Origin of the sequence: Flavobacterium ginsengiterrae, assembly GCF_039539785.1 — a bacterium.
Classification (GTDB): domain Bacteria; phylum Bacteroidota; class Bacteroidia; order Flavobacteriales; family Flavobacteriaceae; genus Flavobacterium; species Flavobacterium ginsengiterrae.
Map to the genome: position 1 here is coordinate 1,737,322 of NZ_BAABDU010000003.1, position 7,023 is coordinate 1,744,344.

A 7,023-nucleotide genomic window follows, 5' to 3' on the forward strand; every position below is an offset into this window, starting at 1 on the left:
GATTAAAAGGATTTTAATGATTTTAAAATTTGAAACTCAAAAATAAATCCATTTAATCCGTTTAATCTGTGGCAAAAAATAATTAATCAATTTCCTTCTCGTTGTCTTTTATAAACGTATCAATATTCATTAAATACGGATCAACAACAACGAGTTGAGGTTTGGTCTTGATTTTAATTTTTCCTTCAATATGATTATTTTTTATTGGAAATGTAAAGCGAAATAACTTTCCGTTTTCATCATAAACTCCAATGTCGATTTTTGCATCATTTGCAATTTGTTTTCGGTTTCCTTTTGCATCTTCGCTGTATTTAAACGATTCAGCTTTAAAAGAAACTTCATAAAATCCATTCTTTTTCACGCTTTCAACTTTTGAAATTTTAGACGAATAGGTAATAATCTTTTTAAACATTTCATCAAGTTTTGAATGAAGTTTAACATCTGTAACCAAATAAATCTCTTTCAATAAATCTTCAGAATCCGGAATTGGATTTGGATATTTATAATGATTCAGAAAGTTTTTCAAAGCCAAGTTTACTTTTTCTTCCCCAATTAAAATTCGTAATTGATGCATAACCAACATTCCTTTGTCATAAGGCAAATGCGGTGTTTCATAATTCGTTTTATATAAAGGTGTTTCAGGTTCGTAACTTCTGCTACTTAAATAGAAATCGAGATGAATTTTTAAAGTTTCTAAAGCTTTTTCCAAACCATGTTCTTTTTCGTAAAGCATTAATTCTGTGTATTGCGCCAAAGTTTCAGTCAAAATCCAGCTTCCTTCTTTTTGTTCCGGACTAATCTGCGCATTTCCCCACCATTCATGCGACAATTCGTGCGCCGTCAATTGGTTGATAATATCTTCTTTGTCCTTTTTTTCGAGATTGCTGTAAAAACCAAAATTCTCTTTCATGAAAACCGTCGAAGGATATGAAGTCGCCGCAAATCCATCCGCGAAAGCGCTGACTTCGGCATAACGAATCGTTTTGTACGTATACTTTCCAAAGTTATTTTGACAGTAATCCAACGTATTTTTTACATCCTGAATCAGTTTTGCAACGTTTCTGGAATGTCTTTTATCAAAATAAACCTCAATAGAAATGCCTTTGTAATTGGTTTTCTGAATTTTATATTCCGCGGAAGCGAAAGCAAATCGAAACGGAATTTTGCCATTTGATTTATAATGAAAATAATTGCGATCGTCTTTTTGCCAGTTTCCAATCAAATCGCCAATTCCAATTGCTGTTTGATTTTTTGAAGTTGAAACCACAGCTTCATAATCAATAAAATCATTTATAGTTTTCGATTTTTCTTCGAGCTTTTTAAGCGGAGCCTGATTTGGTAAATGTCTTTTTGCTCGTTCTTTTTCACTGCTGATTTCATTAGAATCCTGATAACCAAAAGCTGGAAAATAACGGCTTATTCGCATAAACGAACCATTTTCAATAATCGAATTAAAAGCGGTATGTCCTTTAAAAGGCGACCAAGTTGACTTAAAGGTAAAACTCATTTTCATTTTCTGCTGAGGTAACAAAGGTTTTTCCAATCGGTACCAATAATGCTGAAATTTAGAAACATCATCTCCATTTTTCGAGTTCGGAATTTCAATAGAAGTCAGTTTAGAATTTCGATCTATATATAGGAGTAAACTATCAATTGGTTTTTCCGAATTATTGATCAATTCATAAGTTCCTTTTACTTCGTAACGATTTTCATTTGGAAACAAATCGACATTACTTTTTACAGAAATAATTGTCGGCTGTGCAAGATTCGTATATTTTTTAAATAGCTTTTCGTATTGCTCGCTCCAATTGTTCTGGTCGTCTTTGGTCAAATACGGATATTCGATATTGGTTTTATAAAAAAGAAAACTTCCAAAACCGATGAAAAGAATAAAACCGAAAGCAAAAGTTATTTTTTGAATTTCGTTAAATGAATTTCTTTGAATGGTTTTTAGAATTGAAGTATTTCGTTTCCACAAAATTCCGGTGAATGTCAGAAGTATTAAAGCCAATCCAAAATTATAAAGCATCGAAATATGAAACGGAAAAGTATAGTTCCCAAAGCCATTCAAATCAAAATATTCTCTTTTAAAAGAATCTCCAAATCGCAATAAAGGATGTTCAATTCCTAATTGTTCGCCAATTCCTGTGCAGCATAAAAGAACGATAAATGCCGAAACCGCCAATCCTAAATATTTGTTTTTAATGAAAGTCTGAATCGCAATTATTAAAATCGAAATCAGAAATAACGGAAATCCGATATAATAAAACATAGAAAGATAAAGCCCGATTTCGATTGGCGCATTGGCATTCATTAACTGAAATCCAATTCCAATCAAAATACTAATGCCAATAATTAGTATCGGAATTATAAAAAGAGCTGTCAGTTTTGAAAGTAAAACCGAAAATGGAGTATAAGGCGCGGTATTTTCGAGCATTTCAAACTTCGAATTTTCGCTTCTATTCAATAATTCATTTGAATAAAAAAGAACAATCAGAATCAGAATAAAAGGCAAACGATCCATAATGGTAGAAATCATCAAGGCAGTGTTCGTTATATTTTCTGCCAGACGTATTCCGCCGTCAATTTCGTCCGAAATCTCAATCAGCAATAATCCTGAAAATAAAAGTATAATGAGTAGAAACGGAATTCCTTTCAGAATTAAATAAATATCCATTTTCAAATTGCTTTTAAAAACCGACCAATTATGTCTGAAAGTTTTAATTTCAATTTGCTTCGGAATTTCAGCAGAAAAAATTCTAGTTTCTTTTTGAATGGTTTTGATTGATTTTACCTTTTTAGTTTTCGTTTTTCGAAAAGAAAACAATTTATACGAAACAAAAAGTAAAACCAGAGAAATAGAAATCCATAAAATTCTATTGAATAAAAAATTCCCTGAAAGCGAAAGTAACTGCGTATTTTTCTCGACCGAAGTCCAATATCTCGTTTGTTCTAAAAACGCTGCCAATCCAAACGGATCAATTTTCGCAGCCCAAGACATCGCTTTCGCGGAAGATGGAGAAGCATTTGCAAATAGGGGAGAATTAGAAAAAACCGAACCTGCGATATATAAAATGTAAACCAACAATCCGCCAACGTAAATAAAAAGTTTACTTCGGGTAATCCACGCCAGCGCGGTAACGATAGAAAGACACAATAATATATTCGGAATCACAATCACAAAATACGGCCAGAGATAATTCATGATTTTAAAAGGCCCGATATCACTTCCCTGAATCCACGGCATTAAATGTCCAATCATCATTCCGATAATAAACATTCCGAAAGAAGTTGACGCAATGATAAACGCCGTAATAAATCGACTGAACAAATAATCGAATTTAGAAATAGGAGCAGCAAAAAGAATCGCATCAAATTTGGTCTCGTATTCTTTTAAGAAATTCTGAGCAGTCTGAATCGTAATCGAAAAAATAACCGTCAGCGAAATCAAACCAATGGCGTAGGTCAAAACAAAAGGTCCGTTTTTGTAAGCGCCCGAAAAAGAGAAATTCGCAAAAGCGCTCACCATAAAACCTAGCACTATATATATAAGGTAGGAAGCATAAAAAGTCCAGTTTCTAGAATTATTATGCCATTCAAATTGAATTAATTTAGAAAGCATAGGACTATTTTTTTAGGTTTTGAGATAAAACATTGAAATACACATCGTTTAAATCTGGCGAAACTAATTCAAATCCAGAATCAGGCTGTTGTTCTGAAAACACATTAATATTAAGTTTTCCCGAATTTAAATGAGAAGAAATAATATTGAACTGCTCTTTATGCGATTCCAATTCCGTTTTCTGAATCGCTTTCATCCAGATTTTATCTTTCAACGAATTAACGGCTTCATTCGGATTTCCTTCTAAAATCAGTTTGCCATTGGCAATAACAGCCATTTTCGTGCATAAGTCACGAACGTCTTCTACAATATGTGTAGAAAGAATTACGATAATGCTTTCGCCGATTTCACTCAAAAGATTATTGAATCGGTTTCGTTCTTCAGGATCTAATCCGGCAGTTGGTTCATCAACAATAATAATCTTCGGATTTCCCAATAAAGCCTGTGCAATTCCAAACCGCTGACGCATTCCGCCCGAAAAAGAATGAACCGCTTTATCTTTATGCTGCAAGAGATTCGTTTGCTGTAACAAATACAAAATCTGATCGTGTCGTTCTTTTTTATTGACGATTCCCTTCAAAATTGCCAAATGATCTAATAATCGATAAGCCGATATTTTCGGATAAACACCAAATTCCTGTGGCAGATAACCGAGATTTTCTCTAATAAACATTGGGTTTTCCAGAATATTAATTCCGTTAAACTCGATAATTCCCGAAGTTGGCTCCTGCAAAGCGGCTATTGTACGCATTAAACTCGATTTTCCTGCGCCGTTCGGGCCGAGTAAACCAAACATTCCGTTTGTAATTTCAAGCGATAAATTGTCAATCGCCTGCGTGCCGTTCTCATAGGTTTTACTGAGATTTTTGATGGATAAACTGTTCATTTTTTGATTGATTTTTGATGATTATATAAATGATGATTGAAAATTTTAGGCAATAGAAATCCTGTCGGTCATAAAAACCGATTTTTTAAAGTCAGAAAGAAATAGAGTTTACTCGTTTACGTATTCTAAAATATCTCCGGGCTGGCAGTCGAGAATTCTGCAAATCGCTTCGAGCGTATCAAAACGGATACCTTTTGCTTTTCCAGTTTTTAGAATCGATAAATTAGCAGGCGTTATATCTAGTTTTTCTGCCAACTCTTTACTCTGCATCTTGCGTTTCGCAAGCATTACATCAACATTTACAATTATTGGCATAGTTATATAAATAAGTCTTGTTCGTTTTGAAGGTTTAAACCTTGTCTAAAAATGGCAGCGAGAAAATAAGCAAATGCGCCCAGCATTCCGTGTAATATGATAAACATCCAGACTTCATTATCCAGCGGAACAAAAAAGAAAGCAATAAATATCACGATACTTGGAACTAATAAATTTGCTAAGTAAAAGCGTCTTAAATGTGAAACTCCGTTTGGAGTAAACAATTTCGGCTGAAAAAATACTTTAAAAACATTGCTGCTCAGTAAAAAGAAAAGTCCGTAAAGACTCAGCGGAGCCAGAAAATCAAACAATATATAAGGTAGATTATAATCGCCAATCATTAAAGGACGTTCTGTAAACGGATAACAGACCTGAAAATATTTCCCGTTATCCTTAAAAGTTAAAAATAATCCCGTTAGTAAAGTAAAAACCGAATATGCTGCCAGAAAAAAATAAACCACAGCTAAAAATCGGGTCAGATAAAATAATATTCTGGAAACGATATGGGTTGTTTTCATGTGTCACAAAGTTAAATTGATATTGCAAATGTATAATTAATTATTGTAAAACAATAATTAATTATCAAAATTTAAACATTATAGTTTTAGTTTATAATATTATAGTTCAATTAACACCAGAAATAAAAAGGCATTGGCATAAATGACTTAATTTTGCATTTTAGCCTTATTTATATATGAAAAACCCAATTTCAGTCTCAATATTAGACCTTGCGATTATCACCCAAGACAGTAACGCAACAGAAACATTTCAAAAAACAAAAGATATTGCCCAACTAGCAGATAAAATCGGATACAAAAGAATGTGGCTTGCAGAACACCACAATATGGCACACGTTGCCAGTACAGCAACAGTTGTGTTAATAGGTTATATAGCAAGTCAGACACAAAACATTCGCGTAGGTTCTGGCGGAATCATGTTGCCGAATCATTCACCTTTAGTTGTGGCAGAGCAATTCGGGACTCTAGAAACGCTTTACCCAAACCGAATTGATTTAGGTTTAGGAAGAGCGCCGGGAACTGATCAGCCAACTGCAGAAGCAATTCGTAAAGACTTTTTTGAGCAGGCACAGCGATTTCCGCAGAATGTGAGCAAACTTCAGGAATACTTTTCATCCGAAAATGCCACAGGTAAAGTCCGCGCATTCCCAGCCGAAGGATTAAAAGTGCCAATTTGGATTTTAGGATCAAGTATGGATAGCGCGGCTCTCGCTGCAGCTTACGGACTTCCTTATGCCTTCGCTGGACACTTTGCGCCAAAACTGATGATTCAGGCATTTGAGTTTTACAGAGAAAACTTCCAGCCGTCTGAGTTTCTAGATAAACCCAAAACAATGGCATGTCTGAATATAATTGCTGCAGACACAAATGAAGAAGCAGAATTGCTTTCTACGAGTTTGTATCAAATGTTTTTAAACTTAATAAGAAACGACCGCAAAGGATTACAGCCTCCCGTTCCGTCATTAGACGATATTATGAACGAAGCAGAACGTTTTCATGTAAACCAAATGACAGCTGGAACTTTTACCGGAAACAAAGAGCAATTAGTTACAGATTTGAAAAAGTTTATCAACTATGCCAGAATCGATGAACTAATGGTTACAAGCCCAATATTCGATCATCAGGCGAAACTAAAAAGTATCGAAATCACCAAAGAAGTAATCGATGCGATAAATGAATAATATATAAGTATAGTTTAATCTATATATAAGTACCTAACCCGACCGTTTTAGAACGAGTCGGGTTTGTTTTTGTATACATATATAATATGTATAACATTATTTTAGGTCGATTATCTGTAGAGACGCAATAGCCCATTTAATTGTAGAGACGCACAGCAGTGCGTCTGCGCAGCGTAATTCCGGTTAGTTTGTAATTTTAGATTAAAAAAATGGGTTTTAATATTTTTCAGGAGCTTAATCCCGCTATCCGCTTCAATCTTTTTATGTCGAACCCCGCCATAAAAAGGATTTCCACTTCTATCGGTGCTAGGCAGGCTATTTTCAGAAAAGACTTTTAAGGAAAAGAGAGATTTTTAAACTTTGATAAAAAGAAAAGAGGGTGTAAAACCTGAAAACTCCGCAAAAACAACAAAGGGAAAGAGGGAGAAATTACCAAAATCACAGCCGTACAAGGAAAAAGCTTACAGAGAATCAAAAAAAGCGAAATTGTAAATAAGCTGT

Annotated in this window: 5 protein-coding genes; 1 reads left to right on the top strand and 4 read right to left on the bottom strand. The window is 34.1% G+C overall.

Annotation, left to right across the window (positions count from 1 at the left end; all coding sequences use genetic code 11):
• Positions 1-82 precede the first annotated feature (82 nt).
• From ABD859_RS10450 to ABD859_RS10465, 4 genes are all read right to left on the bottom strand, one after another.
• Complete coding sequence (locus ABD859_RS10450; RefSeq protein ID WP_345143840.1) at positions 83-3,622, bottom strand: ABC transporter permease/M1 family aminopeptidase; 3,540 nt, start codon at positions 3,620-3,622, stop codon at positions 83-85.
• A 4-nt stretch (positions 3,623-3,626) separates the two neighbouring features.
• Positions 3,627-4,508 (bottom strand): ABC transporter ATP-binding protein, encoded by an 882-nt coding sequence (locus tag ABD859_RS10455; RefSeq protein ID WP_345143843.1) that lies wholly within the window; start codon positions 4,506-4,508, stop codon positions 3,627-3,629.
• A 108-nt stretch (positions 4,509-4,616) separates the two neighbouring features.
• Entirely contained in the window at positions 4,617-4,823 is a 207-nt protein-coding gene (locus tag ABD859_RS10460) for a helix-turn-helix domain-containing protein (RefSeq protein WP_306158690.1), read from the bottom strand.
• A gap of 2 nt (positions 4,824-4,825) precedes the next feature.
• Positions 4,826-5,341, bottom strand: a complete 516-nt coding sequence (locus ABD859_RS10465) for a DUF2975 domain-containing protein (protein WP_345143848.1) — start codon at positions 5,339-5,341, stop codon at positions 4,826-4,828.
• A 176-nt stretch (positions 5,342-5,517) separates the two neighbouring features.
• On the opposite strand from ABD859_RS10465, the gene ABD859_RS10470 reads away from it, so the two are divergent.
• Positions 5,518-6,522: an LLM class flavin-dependent oxidoreductase gene (locus tag ABD859_RS10470; RefSeq protein ID WP_345143851.1), complete on the top strand. Its 1,005-nt coding sequence runs from the start codon at positions 5,518-5,520 to the stop codon at positions 6,520-6,522.
• The last annotated feature ends 501 nt before the right edge of the window (positions 6,523-7,023 follow it).